The sequence below is a fragment of the Lachnoclostridium sp. An14 genome (genome assembly GCF_002160755.1).
Classification (GTDB): Bacteria; Bacillota; Clostridia; order Lachnospirales; family Lachnospiraceae; genus Lachnoclostridium_A.
This window is the reverse complement of record NZ_NFLE01000060.1, coordinates 1-17395: the sequence shown is the minus strand read 5'-3', so window position 1 is coordinate 17395 and position 17395 is coordinate 1. Positions and strand designations below refer to the sequence as shown.

At 51.6% G+C, this 17395-nt stretch carries 20 protein-coding genes; all 20 read right to left on the bottom strand.

Annotated elements, in window-relative coordinates:
- Positions 1-300, bottom strand: a 300-nt coding sequence (locus tag B5E84_RS19475; RefSeq protein ID WP_143469287.1) for a hypothetical protein, incomplete at its 3' end; no start/stop codon positions are given.
- Position 301: 1 nt separating this feature from the next.
- Complete coding sequence (locus B5E84_RS19470) at positions 302-2218, bottom strand: phage tail spike protein (protein ID WP_087226426.1); 1917 nt, start codon at positions 2216-2218, stop codon at positions 302-304.
- Entirely contained in the window at positions 2219-2923 is a 705-nt protein-coding gene (locus tag B5E84_RS19465; protein WP_087226423.1) for a phage tail domain-containing protein, read from the bottom strand.
- A complete protein-coding gene (locus tag B5E84_RS19460; protein WP_087226420.1) occupies positions 2920-5961 on the bottom strand; it encodes a hypothetical protein in 3042 nt (1013 codons plus the stop codon). The genes B5E84_RS19465 and B5E84_RS19460 overlap by 4 nt, the downstream gene beginning before the upstream one ends.
- Positions 5962-6155: 194 nt before the next feature.
- Positions 6156-6752: a Gp15 family bacteriophage protein gene (locus tag B5E84_RS19455; protein ID WP_087226417.1), complete on the bottom strand. Its 597-nt coding sequence runs from the start codon at positions 6750-6752 to the stop codon at positions 6156-6158.
- Positions 6749-7162: a DUF6673 family protein gene (locus tag B5E84_RS19450; protein ID WP_087226414.1), complete on the bottom strand. Its 414-nt coding sequence runs from the start codon at positions 7160-7162 to the stop codon at positions 6749-6751. The genes B5E84_RS19455 and B5E84_RS19450 overlap by 4 nt, the downstream gene beginning before the upstream one ends.
- A gap of 24 nt (positions 7163-7186) precedes the next feature.
- A complete protein-coding gene (locus B5E84_RS20740) occupies positions 7187-7981 on the bottom strand; it encodes a hypothetical protein (RefSeq protein WP_162612908.1) in 795 nt (264 codons plus the stop codon).
- Between the two features lie 9 nt (positions 7982-7990).
- On the bottom strand, positions 7991-8410 hold the full coding sequence (locus B5E84_RS19440; RefSeq protein WP_143469286.1) for a hypothetical protein: 420 nt from the start codon (positions 8408-8410) through the stop codon (positions 7991-7993).
- Complete coding sequence (locus B5E84_RS19435; RefSeq protein ID WP_087226408.1) at positions 8394-8798, bottom strand: hypothetical protein; 405 nt, start codon at positions 8796-8798, stop codon at positions 8394-8396. The genes B5E84_RS19440 and B5E84_RS19435 overlap by 17 nt, the downstream gene beginning before the upstream one ends.
- On the bottom strand, positions 8798-9196 hold the full coding sequence (locus B5E84_RS19430; protein WP_087226406.1) for a DUF6751 family protein: 399 nt from the start codon (positions 9194-9196) through the stop codon (positions 8798-8800). The genes B5E84_RS19435 and B5E84_RS19430 overlap by 1 nt, the downstream gene beginning before the upstream one ends.
- Entirely contained in the window at positions 9165-9596 is a 432-nt protein-coding gene (locus B5E84_RS19425; protein WP_087226403.1) for a head-tail connector protein, read from the bottom strand. The genes B5E84_RS19430 and B5E84_RS19425 overlap by 32 nt, the downstream gene beginning before the upstream one ends.
- 17 nt (positions 9597-9613) lie before the next feature.
- A complete protein-coding gene (locus B5E84_RS19420; protein WP_087226400.1) occupies positions 9614-9964 on the bottom strand; it encodes a hypothetical protein in 351 nt (116 codons plus the stop codon).
- Positions 9965-9976: 12 nt separating this feature from the next.
- Complete coding sequence (locus B5E84_RS19415; RefSeq protein WP_087226397.1) at positions 9977-10951, bottom strand: phage major capsid protein; 975 nt, start codon at positions 10949-10951, stop codon at positions 9977-9979.
- Between the two features lie 9 nt (positions 10952-10960).
- Positions 10961-11560, bottom strand: coding sequence for a hypothetical protein (locus B5E84_RS19410; protein ID WP_087226394.1), 600 nt, complete (start codon positions 11558-11560; stop codon positions 10961-10963).
- Between the two features lie 76 nt (positions 11561-11636).
- Positions 11637-11924 carry a ribosomal-processing cysteine protease Prp gene (locus tag B5E84_RS19405; protein WP_162612907.1) on the bottom strand — a complete coding sequence of 96 codons (288 nt, stop codon included), beginning with the start codon at positions 11922-11924 and terminating at the stop codon, positions 11637-11639.
- A gap of 57 nt (positions 11925-11981) precedes the next feature.
- A complete protein-coding gene (locus tag B5E84_RS20475) occupies positions 11982-12161 on the bottom strand; it encodes a hypothetical protein (RefSeq protein ID WP_143469285.1) in 180 nt (59 codons plus the stop codon).
- A complete protein-coding gene (locus B5E84_RS19400; RefSeq protein ID WP_087226389.1) occupies positions 12148-13695 on the bottom strand; it encodes a phage minor capsid protein in 1548 nt (515 codons plus the stop codon). The genes B5E84_RS20475 and B5E84_RS19400 overlap by 14 nt, the downstream gene beginning before the upstream one ends.
- On the bottom strand, positions 13695-15122 hold the full coding sequence (locus B5E84_RS19395) for a phage portal protein (protein WP_087226429.1): 1428 nt from the start codon (positions 15120-15122) through the stop codon (positions 13695-13697). Before B5E84_RS19395 ends, B5E84_RS19400 begins: the two co-directional genes overlap by 1 nt.
- Positions 15109-16497 (bottom strand): PBSX family phage terminase large subunit, encoded by a 1389-nt coding sequence (locus B5E84_RS19390; RefSeq protein ID WP_087226386.1) that lies wholly within the window; start codon positions 16495-16497, stop codon positions 15109-15111. Before B5E84_RS19390 ends, B5E84_RS19395 begins: the two co-directional genes overlap by 14 nt.
- Entirely contained in the window at positions 16481-17206 is a 726-nt protein-coding gene (terS, locus tag B5E84_RS19385) for a phage terminase small subunit (protein WP_087226383.1), read from the bottom strand. Before terS ends, B5E84_RS19390 begins: the two co-directional genes overlap by 17 nt.
- Positions 17207-17395: the final 189 nt, after the last annotated feature.

Below are 17395 nucleotides of genomic sequence, written 5' to 3'. Positions count from 1 at the left end.
TGCGCCGTCAAATTCGCCGGACGCCACCCGATCCGCCAAATCCTGGCGTACCTCCTCCACATTTTCCAATGCCTGATTGGCGTTCTCGGCTGCTGCCGCAGCCTGCCCTGCAGCCTGGAGCGCTGACTGCTGTATAGCTTCCGTGTCTGCACCCAAATTGGCAATATATCCAATTGCCGTATTCATCTGGTCCTGCACTTTTGTCAGCGCACTGATCGTCGCTGACCGGACCTGACGGCCGTATTTTGCTGATGCCCAGGCCGCGATCTCCGCTGCCAGGTCAATCAATGGCAAACTCATCTTATTCACCACCTCCACTCTCTAAATCATCTAATCGACGCTCAATACTCCTGATTTTTTGAGACAGTTCATAGGATCCGTCGATTACAAAATCCTGGGCCACCACCTGGCCGGAATTGTTGATTACCACATCAAAATCTCCGGAGCTATTCCATCCAAACCACGCCCACAGACCACCTTTAATTCCTGGATCAGCCGAAAGCCCACACTTCTGGTCATAGCTCTGGAATATATCGCGGCCCCAGTCATACCGAGCCTCAAAACCACCGACCGTAACCGTGTCGTCATCAGCCGTAAACAATCCGCTGCCAAAATCAGCGGATCCTCCGGTAATCGCAGGCGCATTCAGTTTGCCCTGTTTGATCATCACACCGTTTATGCCCATCCGGACGATCTCTGCTCCCGACGCATTCAGCACCCGGATCACGCCATCTTTTCCTAGGCCGGAACCGCCGACCTCCAGAATGCCGCCGCGGATCCGGTCTGCCAACATGGTTCCGGTAGTAACAAAGTCAGCCACCAGGCTGCCGTCAATGGTCCAGGCATTCCGGTACGGTCCATTGATTCCTGTGGTACTAAATCCGATCCCGTTCTGGTTGATCTGGATGATATTCTGGGCGGTATTCTTATCCGGCGTATTCATCACCAGGATGCGCCAGGGGTGCATCTTCGCACCTGTCTCCGGATTGATGTTGTCCAGCACCACATAACCCCCAAATCCGCCGGTGATCAGTGTGGTGGCATTGGCGATCTTCTGCGCCATCTCCGCGTAGATCTGATCAGACGCCTGCTGCAGGGCCTTTGAGATTGTCACTTGCTTGTTCGTTGTTTGCCCCGTAAAGGACTCCGCTGTACCGCCCAGGCTGATGCTACCTTTTTGCGGATCATCCAGATACAGATCCAGCTGAGTCAGCAGCAAATCCTTTCGCAGCCTGTGCGGCTTGCTGATGCAGGTTGTATACTTTCCTAATTGGAAACGTCGGATATCCGCACCGGTGTAAGCCAGATCCACAGCAGATACTTTCAGAGTGTCCGGAATGCCGGAGTTTTCCGTCAGGAACTGCTCCGCCACCGTTTTCAGCCGGGCCGGATCCGTAATATCCGGCCACTGATAAGTCGCCCAGATCTTACCACGTTCGGCAATCACGGAATCGGCAGCCATGATGTAATCTTGCCCGTTATTCACGGACGTAATGTCCACTGTACGGGTCTGGGTTTCTCCCAATTCGTCCTGATATTCTACGTCGGCCCCATAGGGGATCAGACAAGTCACAACGTCGGCCGCATCTTGATATTTTGTCAGATCCAGAAGATTTACTCCAAATCGGATCTGCTGATCATTATACCCGTCCATATCATAGGTATAATTCAGATACTTCTTTCCATCTTGATATGATACCCACAGGATTCCTCCGTGAACATCTACTAGATAGGTTTTTAACACGTTCCAGGTATTGTCCAGGGTTGTGCTTTCTCGTTTCAGCTCATTATTTTCATCTGCCACATTCACAGATCCCAAAATAAATTGCTTACGTTCCTCTACTTGAGAGTTATGAGCTTCAATCATGTCAGATAGAAAATCATGGATCGTCCCGGTCTTTGAAAAAGGCCGCTGGATGCTGTCAATCAGGTAGGAAAGGCTTCCTTCACACGTAACCGATTTCGTGTTATACATATCAGCCTCATCTGATAAGATCCGGCCTTCATAGATCAGCGCACCATCTTCCCACACTTCTATGATAGATCTTAACTTCTTGAGTGTCTGATAATACAAGTGCTTTTCCGGAATCCGAAATGTCAGTCCACCGGATTTATTGACGGTCAGAGACAGCCTCGGTTCAAGTACCCGGAGCTTCCGATCCCTCTGATCATGCAAGATGTAAGTGGCTCCATCCACTGTGTTTGTGATCCGATACATCTACAAGCTCCCTCCCCGATATAAAACTGATACCGTCCCGTTTCCAGTAAATGTCATGATATGCTCTCCCTCTGTGATCTCCAAATCTGGGAGATAATTGAGCCCGGGAAGCAAATCATAAGTCTCGCCCTCATACTCCACTGTCATCGTCATACTCACAGTGATCTCCGGAACCGTTGACATCGGGGATCCAATCACTGTCAGATCAAGTGTTCCGATTACCGCCAGATTTCCGTATTCGCGGATGATCCCATCGTCCAAGTCGAACGGATCCCACAGCCAATCACCACTGGAATCATACAGCTCATACTTATAGGGATCGCAGTCAAATTCCAGCGTAACTGTGCTGTATGGCCGGTTCTCTTTGCTGACTTTTACCGTTCCGCGTCCTTCATAGTAATATCCGCTGTCCCAGTCCAGGACTAATTTCCGCTTCTTGCCATGCAGATAATTACTGATCTGGCTGACCTTCCCGGCCCAGTTCTCATAGCTTCTATCCTCTACGTCACATTCCACCTGAACGGTTCGGTTCTCATACCGGGTACCGAAGTAGTCCGTCATATCGAGGTATCCATCCGCTCCAGGTACCTCGATCCGGTTTTCTTTCGTCGCCGGCAAACCAATATTGACCGATTTAATCCTCAGCCCAAAATCATCGTAGGTGTGCTTTTCTTCATCAAAGGTGATTCCTAAGTACGTTTTCACACAATATCCCTTTCCTCCATGCGTCCCCGACTTCCCAAATTATCGTTTACGGGCTCAGATACAATACTTCCGACTTTCTGGCCATCCATTGACACATCCACACCGTCTAAGGCAGCAGCCATCTCCTGGCCCATGCGGGCATAATCCAGCTGGTAGCCGGGGCCGTATCCGTCGTTTCCATAAGTTCTTGCAGGGATCGGTGTTTCCCCCGACGCCGCCGTGGTTTCGGAAATCGCTTCTCTTATCGCGTTCGCAGAGAAATCACTACCCACAGCCTGATCAATGGCGCTAGATACTACCGCGGAAACCGCCTGCGCCAAAGTACCCGTTCCGGACAGAATGCTCTGTGCCATGCTGTCAATCGCCTGGAGTCCTACAGCAGCAAGGTCGGCCGGAAGATTGCTGGCGGCGTTCAGGACATTTTCTGCAATGGCCTGGAATCGCTCTTTATTCTCCGCACTTCCCGCCTCGTCCTGGATGGACTGAGCCAATGCAGCTACCATTTCCACCGCATTCTGGGACATTTTCAGCTTTAACTCTTCCGCAGGCATATCAAGAGCTACACCCAGCTGCTCCATAGCGGATATGTATTCCGCTTGGTACTGCTCCAGTTCCTTTGACGTCTCTGCCTTCAGCTCCGCGATCTGCTGAGCAATATCATCCTGCATGGGCCGCAGTTCATCCAGTGCCTGAGACCTCGCAAGGCGATTTTTGCGCCGGAACAGGTTGACGTAGTCATCCAGCTGATCATCTGTCATCTCTGTCAGCAGCTGTACCTGCGCTGCTGACTGCGGGCCCAATTCCTGCAGCTCTGCGATAAGATCATCGCCCACGCCGCGATCCGACAGCTCATCCAGATTATCCATCCACTGTTCCAGGCCATCCACCTGTCCCTGAAGATTATTTAATAGGTCGTCACTGGTCAGATCGGTATCCATGTTAAACTCATCAAACAGGCCATAGGCCCCCGCAATGGCTTCCGTCCGGCTCTCCACCGCATCGGAGTATTCCTTGTTCAGCTCCTGGATCTTATCATTCAGATTTTCATAGGCTTCTGCGACTTTATCGGTATAATCTTCTTCCGCATCCGCCATTTTCTCGTTCAGGTCTTTTTTGGCGTCAAAATACTTCTCATCCGCATCAATCCGGGCTTGTGTGCCCTCATCCGTCTGCTGACGCACCGAATCCCAGTAGGCCGCTTCTTCGGCAAGATTCAGGTTATTGTAAACCTTATAGTTGTCCAGACGCTTTTGCGCCGCATCCAAAACAGCCTGCGAAATTTCTTCTGCACTCTTTTTTGCATAGTCCTTATTCTGGCGGATTCCTTCTGCCAGACCCAGAGCAATATTCCGTCCGATCTCATCCCGGAACACCCGCGATGGGGAATGAATTCCCAGGAAATCAGCTGCTGCATCCAGAGCGCCTCCCGCGACCTCTTTCGCCGCCTCAGCGATCCGACTAATGCCATTCTTTAATCCATTCACCAGACCGGAAATAATATCCGCCCCCAGCTGCAGCCAGTCGGTCTCTTTAATCGTATCCCAGATCTCTGACACAATCTGACCGGCGCCTTCCACTACATCCGGGATTGCCTCGATGATGCCGGCTACAAGGCTGCCAATCAACTCCAGTCCCGTCTGAAGGATTTCTGGAAGATGGGATAAGATTGTGGCAATCAGTTGCACCAATACAGAGGTGATAGCCCCCAAAACTGCCGGCAAATTATTCAATATTCCAGTCGCGACGCTACCGGCAATCTCTACGCCGGATTCCAGCGCCTGTGGAAGCCCAGATAGCACCCCATCAACAGTACTATTAAGCATTTCTCCGCCAGTCGTGATGAGTTCTGGTAGTTGGGACAATGCCCCGTCCACCATTTCTCCTACTGCGCTGCCGCCGGAATCCGTCATACCAGACAAACTGGTTCCAATCCCCTGCACAATGGTAGAGATAATGGATATTCCCAGCTCAGCCAGAGATGGAATCAGCGTCAGTGCACCGTTGACCAGCGCGACGATCAGCCGACCACCCGCAGCTAAGAGCTGTGGAAGATTCGCGTCCACCTGCTGGATCATAAAATTGATGGCGCCGATCGCGACATCCACCATCCCCGGAAGCGCATTCATGGCTCCGGTTAAAATGGAGGAAATTAAATTAGATCCGAACTGAGTCAGCTGGCTGGAATTCTCCTCCATGGTCTCACTGATTCCATCCATTACGGCCGGTATCGTCTCGATCAGCCGCGGTACGATCTCAGCCAGATTCGATCCAATGTTCTCGGCAGCGATGGTAATAGTATCTGCCAGCTCCTCTGCGCTGCCGGATCCATTCAGGAAGTTGTCAAAGGCAGCTTTCGCCGAATTCATGGAACCTTCAATCGTGGTGGCAGCTTCCTTCGCTGTGGTTCCGGTGATATCTAAATCTTCCTGAATCACATGGATTGCCGAATAGACGTCACTCAAATTGTTAATATCATACTTTACACCAGACAGCTTCGTTGCATCTGCCAGCAGACGCTGCATCTCTGTTTTAGTACCGCCATAACCCAGTTTCAGGTTATCCAGCATGGTATAATTCTGTTTCGCGAATCCCTGATAAGCGTCAGTAATGCGTTCCATGTCGGTGCCCATCTTGTTGGCATTATCCGACATATCTACCATGGCCATATCCGCGATCTTAGCTGCTTCCGCCGTGTCACCAGAGACGCTCTGCAGAAGGGATGCAGAAAAGCTGGTCACGTTCTGCATGTACTCATTGGCGGACATGCCTGCGGTCTTATAGGCATTATTGGCGTTATCAATGACGGTCTGAGCGTTGTCCTTGAACAGGGTCTCCACTCCACCTATGTTCTGTTCCAGACTGGCCACAGAGTCCAACGCTGCTTTGGATAACCCGCCGAAAGCTGTCGCGACGCTGGTAACGGCTGTCCCCAGGACCGCCAATCCACCTTTTGCCAGGCTTCCAACCTTTTTGATCCCGGCTGAAAATCCGCTAGAATCCAGTTTTGTATCAAAATTCAAATGGCCGTCTGCAGCCATACCAATCACCTCTCTTTAGGTGGCGGCACGGCTCAACGGCTCACAAATGCTCTATATCTTCACCTCAAATTCTTTTCCACAACTCTTGCACTTCAGATACACCCCGCTGCAGTGAGCGGTATTATCATAGATCAGTACCTTTTTCCCGCAGCAGGGACAATGATACCACTCCCGCTTCACCGGTGGCTTTTTTATCACCAGAACATCGCCCCCATTTCTTCATCTGTAGGAGCCGGCATGGGGATCGCAATGGCGCGTTGGATCCGCTCAATCCTCTGACGTTCTTTGACATCTTTAATACCCGCAGTATTCGTATTCCGATACATTACACGCTGCTTAAACTCCGTTTTTTCGGACAGCCCGTCCAGCAAAATTCCGAACTGCCACCAGTGCATCTGCAAACGCAGATCCATCAGATTCAGCCCGTAATCCTGCCAGAATCCGGATATGATGTACGGAGCATCAAACATATAATCGAATAACGGCTTTTGGGGTGCCATCTCTCCACCATCCTCTTCAGGATCCGTCTCACATTCAGACACAAACGGGGAACGTATCATGTCTTTCCGGCGGAAAAACCGCAAAAGAGGCTTATGGGCCCTTGCGTATGCGGACACCGGAAGAGGATCCAGATAAAAAGACAGCATTACCTGAACTTTTTCTGCGTTTGTCCCCTCCGGATCCCGCAGCATATCATAAAACCGCAGCCAATCCCGAAAGTCCGTTACAATCTCCCGCTCTACTCCATCCAAAACGACGGTGGATGGGAAATCATCATACAGCGGGTTCATGACATTTCATTCCTGCGGATCTGTTTTCCTTTGTTCTGTCCCCGATGACGGCGCTGCTGCCGGTTCTGATGAGGCGTAAAGCGGGAAATAAAGGACATCCGCTGATTGCGGGCATCGTCTGCATCTTTTTTGGCAGCGGCAAGAAAATTTCTGTATGCTTCGTCGCACATTCTTGCGTTTTTCTTCCCGGCAAACAGCTTTTCCCCTGTTCCGTCCCCATAAATATCATCAAACAGCTGGTAGAACAAATTACAGTATCCCCGGATCATTTCGCTGTTCACGCCAACCTTCTGCAGCTCTTTTTCACTTTCCTCCATACGGGCGAATGCTTTTTCATAGCGTTCCGCAAAATCAGCGTCCTGAAGATCCACCTCCAGGATCACGCCATTGTATTCCCATTTCAGGCTCATAGGCTCCTCTTCCTTTCTTTAAAATCAAACTGCCGCTGTTACCTCGCCGGTTCCAGCTTTCCTCGCTTTGTTATCCTGAGTACACTCCACAATCATGATGGTCTCCCCAGTCGCCATCTTAATGTCTGCCTCTCCGTCCCAGTCTGTCAGGACAGACACATCTTCATCATAAGCCGGCTGTTCCAGGCCATCTGCATTGGCATATTTATACTTGTTTCCTTCGGTCAGTTCCGGAGAGACCGTCACCTTTGTGTTCCCGCTTCCTGTCCCTGCCGCCGTACTTACTGTCAGCGTGCCAATCTCCTGGGTACTGTCCGCAAAGGTGACTGTTTGCCATTTATCAGACGAACTGGCCACACCTTTTACCGCTTCCCCCACAGCCCGGAAATTTCCGGAATAAATAAGGGCATCTGTACCGTCTCCTGTTGTATCCGGGATGACTGCATAGGTGCGTTTTCTGGCTTCTTTCTGGGAGCCATCAGAAAACAGATCCACCGTTACAATGTCCACATGGGCATCTGATCCCGTCAGCTCGTCGTCCGAAATCTGCGCCAGCTTTTCGTGTACGGAAAACGGGGAGTGACGGTCAAAAGAATATGCGATCTGGGTCGCATACCCCACAACATCCGTCCGCTCTGTGTTCTCGTCCACATACTGCCTGGAGTACTCCGTGGGAGATTTGGATTCGCTCATGGACGTAAATCCCTGCATTCTCACGTAAGACGGTTCCTCCGACGTTCCCACATTCATAAATGCCACTCTCTTTGACCGTTTGATTAACGTAGCCTTCTGCATTTCATCTACATTTGATCCTGTCATTTCTGCCTCCTATTCGTATAAAAGCCGCAGCTGCACCTGATATTTGGCCAGATCGGAATCCGCGTCGAACAGGTACCCACTGCTGATTAATGTATTGCTAATTGCCGTATATCCTTCCAGTCCGGGAAGATTATCCATCTCCTCCTGCTGCTCCACCCACTCTGAAAGCTGCTGATAAAAGAAGGAGTTATCAATCATCGTCCTGGCGTCTCCGTCATAAGCCGCCTTTGACGTAAACGTGTATTCCAGCTGGTAGATTTTTCCGCCATCCACATACTGCCGGTAAACCGGATCGGATGGCAGCGGATCCAGGCTGTAGGAAGGATCATCGGGAAGAAAGTCCACGCTGAACTTCCCGTCTTTTAAATAAGGGCACTCCAGAAAATATGTCCGGAGTGCCCCCATAATGGAATCACTTAGAGCTGACAAAATTCGCTGCCCCCTTTCGGATGGTTTCTTTCTTAGACGCCTTCATCCGCTCAAACCAGAGCTTTCCTCGGTTCCCGCCGCTCTGCCCGGCATTTTCGTAGTACTGGCGGCGGGCATAGGGTGCCAAATACTCCATGCTGCCGCTTCCAATCACTGTTCCCAGCTGCCCGGATTTAATCATGTAGCCGGTCCGCCTGGGCGTGAGCGGGTCACAGTATCTTAAGCACTCAGAATCAATAAACTCCTGAGCTTTGGAAAATCCGTTGGAATACTTCGGCCCAAATCCCTGTTCCCAGCTTAATCTTACGGTTGTCTTCCCGTTTTTGCTTCTGGTCTGGTACAGCGTTCCCCGTGGGGTGCTGATCTGAAATCTCCGTTTCTGTGCCATTACGCTCCTCCAATCCGCCAGTGCGGCAGTCCTCCGAAGCGGTTATCACTCCACGAATTGATCCGGAACGCCGGCTCCTTCCATTTCTTCAGGTCGGCCGGACGCTCAATCTCTTCCTCATGGATTCCCCGCACTACATAATCATCCGCCTGCAGCGTCCAGGTTCCTTCTGCCCCGGTATACTCCCAGGGTGGAACAAACTCTGCTCCGCCGGTATCCGCGCCGGCAGGAATCCGAACCTTAAACACGTCGGCAGCGTTAAGTCCGTCTGAATCTACCGTAACCTTATGATCCGCGTAGAACCACACGCCACGGATTACCGTCCTGCGGTAGCTGTCCAGACGGGTCTCCGGGTCAAGACAGGCATTATAAACAGTCACATCCGCATTTATGGTCATGGCAGCACCCCACTTTCCGGCTTAAGAGCCCCGTAGGCAGAAGATAGAGATAAGCCGTGTCGTATGCTTTCTTGCGCAGATAGCTCTCCTCCGTCTCTCCGTCCATCTGTTCCACCGCATAGGACACGGAATACCCATCGTTATTCTCACTTTTCACGGCTGCACCAGAACCGCCCTGCGCGGCTCTGGCTGCTTTAGCGGAATAATGTTCATCCAATACGTCCGAAACAGCACAGACAGCCATCTGGACGGCCCGGATCGGATCCTGATCCATTTTTCCGGCATTGGAAAACAGGAAATACCGGACATATGCCTCGGCGGTGCGTTCCTGCCTTCCAAAACTGTCCGGATCCATCATCCCACCGTACTCTCCAGTATAGAAATCATAATCCACATACATGGCTTATCCCTCCCCTGTCAGTTGGACAGCGCTCCAGACGCCCGCAAAGCGGCAAGCAGCTCATTGATGGCTGCTTTGTTTGCATTTGCCAGCGTTACTGCCGTCTGAGCGGTGGCCTGATCATAGGCCTCCCCTGCTGCCGTCGCATCCGCAGCAGATACGTTCGCTACAGCGCTGGCAAGTTTTACACCGCCCAGTGCGCCAGATGAAGCCGCCGGCAGCTCATAAGAGCCCCCACCGCCGCCCTCCGGCCAGTTATCCGCTATGTACTGAATAATCTCAGCAATCCGTTCCTCCGTGATATCCTCTGTCTCGCCGCTGCCAGTTACGGCAACGGCAAGATTTTTTAATGCGTCCGAAATTTTCATAGGCCCTCCTTTTTAAGCCCCGGCCTGCAGAATTGCGAACGGGCAGCGCTTTGTCTTGTCGGACTGCACGCTGTTGATCGGGTTCGGGATCTCCCACCCGAGCCTCATAACTGCGCGCAGAGCCACCATATCGTTCTGCATCAGGTTGTAGGCGATGGTTCCATCCGTGTTCTGGACTACGCCCTCGGTGAAAAGCTTGAAAGTGATATCCTGACGAATGGAATACACCAGCTGACTGAAATCCCCGGAAATCATAAGCGCTTTGGACTTATCCCAGGCCCCGTTGTTGGGGAAGTTCATCGGAGAACCATCCAGAGAATAGTTGGTGCCATTCTGCATGTCGCTCTTGAAAATCGGCTGCCCCACATCATCCCTAAGGCCTCTAAGCTTGGCCCGCATGGAGATATCTGCCATATGGCCGCTTACAAAGAATCCACTCTCCTCAACCTTGGAGATCACTCCGCCTTCCCCCAGAATATCCTGATACAGGTCCGCGGTAGCCGTTACAACAGACTTTGCCTTGGTAGCTGTGGTTACCACTCCATCTCTCCAACTGGTAGGCTTATTGACGTCAAACAGGATCGCACCGTCGATCACCTTGCCGAACGCCTCCGTAACTCTGGGACGCACCTCAGCCCAGATATCATAATCCGAATCATCCAGGACGGATTCCGGAATAGGCACGATTACAGCGATCTCTTCCGCGGTAATAATCTTCTTATCCCATGCCTGTTTCGTGGTCTTCTTAGCCCCGTTGTCGCCGTCCACAAAGTAGGCGATGGGCAGCATGTCCAGGACAGGCATCTTATAGGTCTTGCTGGACATATTGGCCAGCTTCCTGCCTCTGGAAAGTACTGCCGAAGAGGTTACCACCCCCTGGATAATCTCCTTGGATTCCTCGACGGGAATCAGGGATTCCGCACCGGTGCGGTCAATAATCTGCGCATCATCCGTAAAATGCTGTAAATCAATATATTTCTTTCTCATCGTTTCCTCCTATCTTCTGGCCGCCGCCCGGATCCGGTCGTTGATGCTTGCATTACTGCTTCCGGAGCCCCCCTGAGTATTGCCTGCCGTGGACGAACTGGCCACATGGTAGCCGCTCCCGGTATATCTCGGATTTTCCTTCAGCCACTTTTCTGCTGCCTTCTCAAAGGTGGTCTTATCGTCCACCAGGGCATTGATCTTAAAGGCTGCAAACTCCAGATAATCCTGAGGCACTCCTTTGCTCCGCAGCAGTTCCATGTTGTCTCTCTCCTGCAGCTTTCTCAGAGCATCATCCCGCTCCTTCGTCAGTTTCGCCACGTCGGGCTGACTGGCCTGCTTTTTTGTCTTGTAATCATTGATTGCTGTGGTGATCTCCTCCTCGCTCATGCCCTGCTTCCGGAAAAAATCCGCAAGCGCCGCACGGCTGGCACGTTCTGCCCGCGAGGCTGCCACCTCCTCCAACTGTTCATAGGTGTACCCGGCACTTCCCTGGCCGCCGGCTGCCGCCCCAGCAGTTCCACCGGATCCGGAACCACTTCCCGCAGTTCCTCCCTGGCCGCCGGTTCCTCCGGCTCCATCCGTAAAATGCTGTAAAATTCTTTTCTTCATAGCGATCTCCTTTCCCCCAGAGCTTTTTACGCCATCATGTTTTGGGCACAAAAAAGACACCCTGCCCGGGTGCCTGTTAAACGAAAGTTATGCAGTTATAAGAATTTGCCACCATGCAGATACCTAAAAACCAGGCGTCCACATAGGCTCTGCCGGTATCACTCAGTTTCTGCCACTTGACGCTCACATGACCGGCCGGCTCTGTACAGCTTTCAATCCCATCCTGGGACAGCTCTCGGAGTGCCGCTTCCAGAGTAAACGTAAGAGCCGATACGGCCGCACACACGATGTCATGGCCGTATGGTCCGGCACCGGCGTGTCCGTCTACTGACAGCCCATCAGGGCGTATCTTGACATGGATCATTCCCGTTTCACTCCTTTCTGAGTATAAAAATACCACCGATGGCATTCATCGATGGTATCAGTAGTTGTGCCATTGGCACTCCCTGCATATGTTCTCCCACTCCGGCTTTCCCTTAAACCGGTCTGGGACACTGCTCTTTTTGATGAGCCCGTCGACCGCATCGGAATTTTCTATGCAGTCGATATTCTCAATCATCTCTTCCACCAGCGGGCACATTACCCTATCATGCTCTCCCACGATTTACCGCCTCCAATGCCTTTCTTGTGACAGGATCGAACTGATCTTTTTTGAATGCAGTCCTAATCCGACCAGTCTCACTGTCCACGTAAGCAGCGCCTGCGTCACTAAAATAATTGACGTATTTTCCGTTCCATTTTGTCAGGGAAAATTTTGCTTGCCTGATAAACGCCTTCGCCTCTTCTTCTGAAACGCCATGATGGCGTTCCTTGTTAATATGCTCTTCGTCAAACGAAAGCTTCGTAACGTCCGGAATCTCCGGGTGCAAATTAATCTGGCCACGCAAGCCTGCCTTTTTGATCTCTGATTTGATTATATCATCTTTCTTTTTTCTTTCAATATCTGCCAGCCACTTTTGGTAGGTATCCTTGCTCGGAGCTACGCGGCCTTCCAGATCATAATAAACCCGCTCCATCTGGGTCTGAAGCCCCATCTTTTTGGAGAACGCCTTATACTCATCCAGCTTATACTGGTATTTGCACCGCTCGATGGTGACATCGTCCTTGTCTGCCCCGGCCCGCTGCAGCAACCGCACTTTCTGACGCTGAGCCCTCATGGCTGTTTCCATCTGACGCTGCTTCTGAGTAGCCTCATACTGGGTATACTGCTTTCCCTGCCAGGCCTTTGGAGTATTCTCTTTGCGGTTCTGCTCTGCAATCCAGGCATCCGTGTAATTACGCTCCGATACGCCGGGGATAAAGGGATAGTATGTGTGGTAGCAGTTCCAACCCAGGATACCATCTCCGGTTCCCAGGCCGCACTTGGTAACCAGTTCTTCCTTGCTGTAGACTTTTCCCTGCCATACCTGATGCGACGGCCGTGCCCCAGAATGCCAGTCCACCTCAAAATAATCCGTTCCCAGCCTCTGAGCGTTCATTTCCGACACCTGCCTGGTCAGCTGAGATAACCCGGTCATAATCGCCCGTCTGGCGGCCACATCACAGCGATTTGTATGGCCGGACGCATACTCTACTGTCCTGAGGCCGCTGTTTGTCATTTGACTCACCACTCGACGGATTACAGTGTTATAGTCAAAGGCGCCTGAGACAATCTCCACAATGGCATTGTCTAAGTACCGGTTGTAATATTCCGACAGGGGACTAAATACCAGCCGCCCGCCGCCCATATCCACCTTAAACCCCAAGGACTTTGTAATGTTAAACAGTTCTTCGTTGGACTGATTGATAAGAGCCTGGGTGATCTGCTGCAGCTCTGGATTTTCCTCGTAGGGAGTGAATGCCTGGTTGACCTGCTCATACAGCTCCCTGGATCTGGTATATTCCTTCTCAATCACCTCATCGTACAGCTCAAAGGTATCCGGGTAATCCCCGCCGAGCGCGTCCCGGATGATCTTCTCGATGTCAGCCGTGCTGTTTCCCAGTATCCGGTATCGATTCAGCTGCCAATCCGCCGTGGAAGTAATCGTCCTGGTCTTCTTAACTCGACGGATCACATCCTCCATGATCCGGTTCTCCAACTCCCGGTATTTTTTCTCCACACCAACTGATAGCTGACTGGTGTAAGATCTGTCCACTACTCAAGTACCCCGCTTTCCTGTTCCGGAAGTTTCTTCTGTGCCTGCTCTAAGGTCTCCCCGTACCATTTTGCCCGGTACTCTGCCCGACTCATAACGCCCATGGAAACCTCCTGACGATCGCTCTTACGTTCTGCGTCCTTATCCTCAATAATGGAATCATCAAAATCTATTGTGATCTCTACGTCCTCAGGAAGGCCAGCTCCCAGCACGTTTCCCAGCCGAATGATAATGCGTACCAACTGCTTAATAGCTGTGTCCAGAATCAGCTCATGCTTCTTGATGGTCCGGAACATGTCAGAGTTTTCAGAAATCACCTGGGTGGCGGTGGTAATATTGCCGTTGTCAAACTTGTACCGCTCAGTTCCAAAACCGCACCGCATAGACAAGTAATTCAGATCATCGTTGATGGCTTTGCTATGCTCCTCCACGCGCAGCTGCATATTACTCTCTTTGATCGGGTCTTTCTGAAGCTGCTGGCTGTAATCCTCCGGCAGCTGGTAAAAGACGGTATCATCCGGATCGAATACCATGCTGCCATTTTTGTCCGTCAGCATTTCCGGAGCCACGTAGATTCGCTTTCTGCCCAAGGTAAATTCATTGGAGTAGGAGTCAAACTCCAGATCCAGCTTCTGCAGATAGTCGATGGTGTTTGCGAAGATCGCAACGCCCATGGGGTTACTCTCATCATCATCCGCATTATTGACGATATTGAGCTTGTCAATGACGAACTGTGGTTCCGTGGATCCGGTTTCCACCCGGGCTGCAAGACCGGCATACGGTCCGATCTTGCGCCATTCCGCTTCCGTTAATTCCTGACCATCATCGGACTTTCCTATCCGGAATACCCGGTTTTCGATGTAATAGGTCTTGTCCTCGTTTTGGCGGTGAAGTTCCAGGCGGCCATACTTCTTATTCCGGAAAGTCGAGGTAAAAAGGAATGCTACTTCTGTGATTACGCCGTTCTCCCAGCTTAACGGGTAAATATCCTTAGCCGTCACATAGTTGATGGCGATTCCGGCGCCGTCTACTACATTGCCCTCTCCATCAACCACCATATCCCGGATGTACGGCACGTAGGCCACCGTACCGCAGTAAGCCTTGCGTTCCTGGTATTCGTTTCCCAATACGCCGAAGTTGTTTTTCTGGAGAACGTCCTCCACATAGGCGTTGGCTTTTTCATCCGTAAGAGTAATCTGCACGCGCTCGTTGAGCAGCAGATCCGCGATGTCCTCGCACAGCTTTTTCGCCATGCCCATGCTTTTGCGCCGACAATTTACATAACAGCCAGCTCCCCGATATACACGGTACCGGTGAAACCTTCGTACATTCGCCCGGTACCAGCTGTACCAGACGGCAATCTGGGAATAGAACGTCCGGTCTACCGTGTCAAATTCGTTGTTATTCAAATATTTAATAATATCCATCGTCCGGATCATCCTCCTCGTACATTTTTCCGCGATAAGGCGGATCCTCCTGCTCTGCTGCCGGCAGGAAACGCTTGAGCCTGATCCACATTCCCATCACCGCATAGCGAATAGCGTCCATACAGTGATCTCCAATCTTCACCGGCTCCTCTTTCCCTCGTTCAATACTTTTCTTGTCATACTCGTAAGTCTTGAATTCCTCAATAGCTTCTGGCTGTTCCTGGCAAACTTGCAGAATCCCGAACGTCAACAAACGCTGCACTCGGTTGATTCCCAGGGCAACATCATTTTCCGCCTGTTTCAATACTACCTGATACGGGCAGCTCCGGATCTGCCTGCGGATCTCTTCCGCCAGACCGGCGGCAGACGGATCCAGATATACATAAAAGCGTCCGCACCCATAGCGTTCTGCCAGAGTGCCGATAAAATCCATCAGGTCACGGGCATATTCCGATGGGCTTTTCTGAGCTCCTGATTCCCGGCCGCTGTGGTAATACTCTCTCAGCCCCTGGAACTTTTGATTGTACTCGTCAACCCCAAACGCCTGGAATGTGGTGGCATTCTGCTGGCCGTAATCTCCGCCGATTCCTATCAGGCTGTAGTGCTTCTGTGCCGGTTCCTGAATATGCCTGTCAGAAAACATGTAGTAGATGGCCTCGTCTATGCCCGTAGCCTCTCCCAGCCATATCCAGCGATACCGCTTCGGGTCCAGCTTCGCCATAATCTCCGCGGATTCAATCAGGTCCTTACCAAGCCATTCCTCCGGCACATCCTGATAGGTCGTGTGGATATGCACGCAATCCGGGCGCTGCTCCATTTTCTTGCACCACCTGTTGATCGGTGCATTAGGATTCTTAGGAGGGTTGTATAGGTACAGCATTTGGAAATCCCCGGAATTTCCTCGGATGAAGGTTGCCTCAATATTCTGCAGCTCGTCCTCACCTTCGCCATCATCGAAAAACTCCGTCAGCTCATCCAGCACCACCAGCTTGATGGGCTTATCCTCATCGATGATACCTTTCGTATCGTCAATGCCGTCCGATCCCGCAAAGTAAATGGTGGACCCAGTCTTTTTATATCGGATCTCCATCGGGGATCGAGTAATCCGGAAAGCACCCTTATTGATCCGCAGCCGACTGATCCCACGGAGCATCTCCTTGTAGACCGTCTTTCGGAGCTTATTGTGATGTTTGCGCAGCACTACCACGGATCCGGCCGGATCATCGACAATTTGATAATCTGACCGAATAGCCGCGAAACTGGACTTTGTGCCGGCACGTCCAGAAGTCAGGATGATGTGCCGGATCTTACGGTCGTTAAAGATCGGATAATACTTCGGGATGATAATTTCTGAGATTTTAACCTGGGAGGTCATTGATAATCACCACCCCATCATTGTCGTCACCCTGATCTTGTCTGACCTTCGCCAGCTCGATCTCCAGGCGGGCATCGTCAAAGCCGAACTTGTGCAGCGCCTCGATGGCCCGCTGCTTTCTGGCCTGGACGCGAGTCAGGGCATCCTCGATCGCCTGGATCTGCCCCAGCTTACCCTGGAATTCTTTCAGATCGGTCTTATGCCCCTTCTCAATGCCAGACTTCCGGCTAACCATCGTCATGCCCTCAGCAGGCTCTCCGGTGTCGTAATGATCCTCGGTCCGCTTCAGGTCCTCGATCCGGCGGAGCATCCGGTATTCCCGGACTGTCAGGAGGCGGATCTCCTGGAGGAGCAGCTGCTCTTTGTCCGCCGGCACAGCGTCCGCCAGGCTCCGCTCCGCCGGATCCAGGCAATCAAAAAGGAGAGTCTCAAACTCTCCCGTCGTAACTGCATTCTTATTTCCCGGCGGCCCGGTGCCGCCGTGGCCGACCGCGTTTTTGTTGCCGGGCTGGCCGCCGCGCTTTTTTGTTGTACAACTTTTCTTTGATTGTTGTACAACATTCTGCCACTTATCGCGGCCTTTCCAAACGGCAACGACCTTTTCATCCTCTCCCAGGATTGCCGCGATCTCCCGGTTTGTAATTTTCCCATCATGCTCTCGGTAAATTTCCAGAGCCCTGTCACGGTTTGGGTTCCGCGCTCTGGCCATGCACCACCACCTCTCATTCGTTTCGTTTTCAGAAAATAAAAGTAACGCCCAGAAGAATTCTGTCTATCTCAAAATTTTATTACACTTTGTACACCGTTTCACATAACCGCCATATGGCCCCGCCTCCCGGCTCCAATGCTTACAGTAATGGTGGCTGCATCTACATTGCCTAAACCATCTGATCAGATT

Coding starts and splice junctions, on each gene's coding strand:
- B5E84_RS19420 (WP_087226400.1), bottom strand. CDS start 9,964: ATGAAAATTTCGGACGCATTAAAAAATCTTGCCGTTGCCGTAACTGGC.
- B5E84_RS19470 (WP_087226426.1), bottom strand. CDS start 2,218: ATGTATCGGATCACAAACACAGTGGATGGAGCCACTTACATCTTGCAT.
- B5E84_RS19435 (WP_087226408.1), bottom strand. CDS start 8,798: ATGGCACAGAAACGGAGATTTCAGATCAGCACCCCACGGGGAACGCTG.
- B5E84_RS19455 (WP_087226417.1), bottom strand. CDS start 6,752: ATGAACCCGCTGTATGATGATTTCCCATCCACCGTCGTTTTGGATGGA.
- B5E84_RS19415 (WP_087226397.1), bottom strand. CDS start 10,951: ATGAGAAAGAAATATATTGATTTACAGCATTTTACGGATGATGCGCAG.
- B5E84_RS19450 (WP_087226414.1), bottom strand. CDS start 7,162: ATGAGCCTGAAATGGGAATACAATGGCGTGATCCTGGAGGTGGATCTT.
- B5E84_RS20740 (WP_162612908.1), bottom strand. CDS start 7,981: ATGACAGGATCAAATGTAGATGAAATGCAGAAGGCTACGTTAATCAAA.
- B5E84_RS19460 (WP_087226420.1), bottom strand. CDS start 5,961: ATGGCTGCAGACGGCCATTTGAATTTTGATACAAAACTGGATTCTAGC.
- B5E84_RS19430 (WP_087226406.1), bottom strand. CDS start 9,196: ATGACCATAAATGCGGATGTGACTGTTTATAATGCCTGTCTTGACCCG.
- B5E84_RS19425 (WP_087226403.1), bottom strand. CDS start 9,596: ATGTATGTGGATTATGATTTCTATACTGGAGAGTACGGTGGGATGATG.
- B5E84_RS19410 (WP_087226394.1), bottom strand. CDS start 11,560: ATGAAGAAAAGAATTTTACAGCATTTTACGGATGGAGCCGGAGGAACC.
- B5E84_RS19395 (WP_087226429.1), bottom strand. CDS start 15,122: ATGGATATTATTAAATATTTGAATAACAACGAATTTGACACGGTAGAC.
- B5E84_RS19390 (WP_087226386.1), bottom strand. CDS start 16,497: ATGACCTCCCAGGTTAAAATCTCAGAAATTATCATCCCGAAGTATTAT.
- B5E84_RS19405 (WP_162612907.1), bottom strand. CDS start 11,924: ATGATCCATGTCAAGATACGCCCTGATGGGCTGTCAGTAGACGGACAC.
- terS (WP_087226383.1), bottom strand. CDS start 17,206: ATGGCCAGAGCGCGGAACCCAAACCGTGACAGGGCTCTGGAAATTTAC.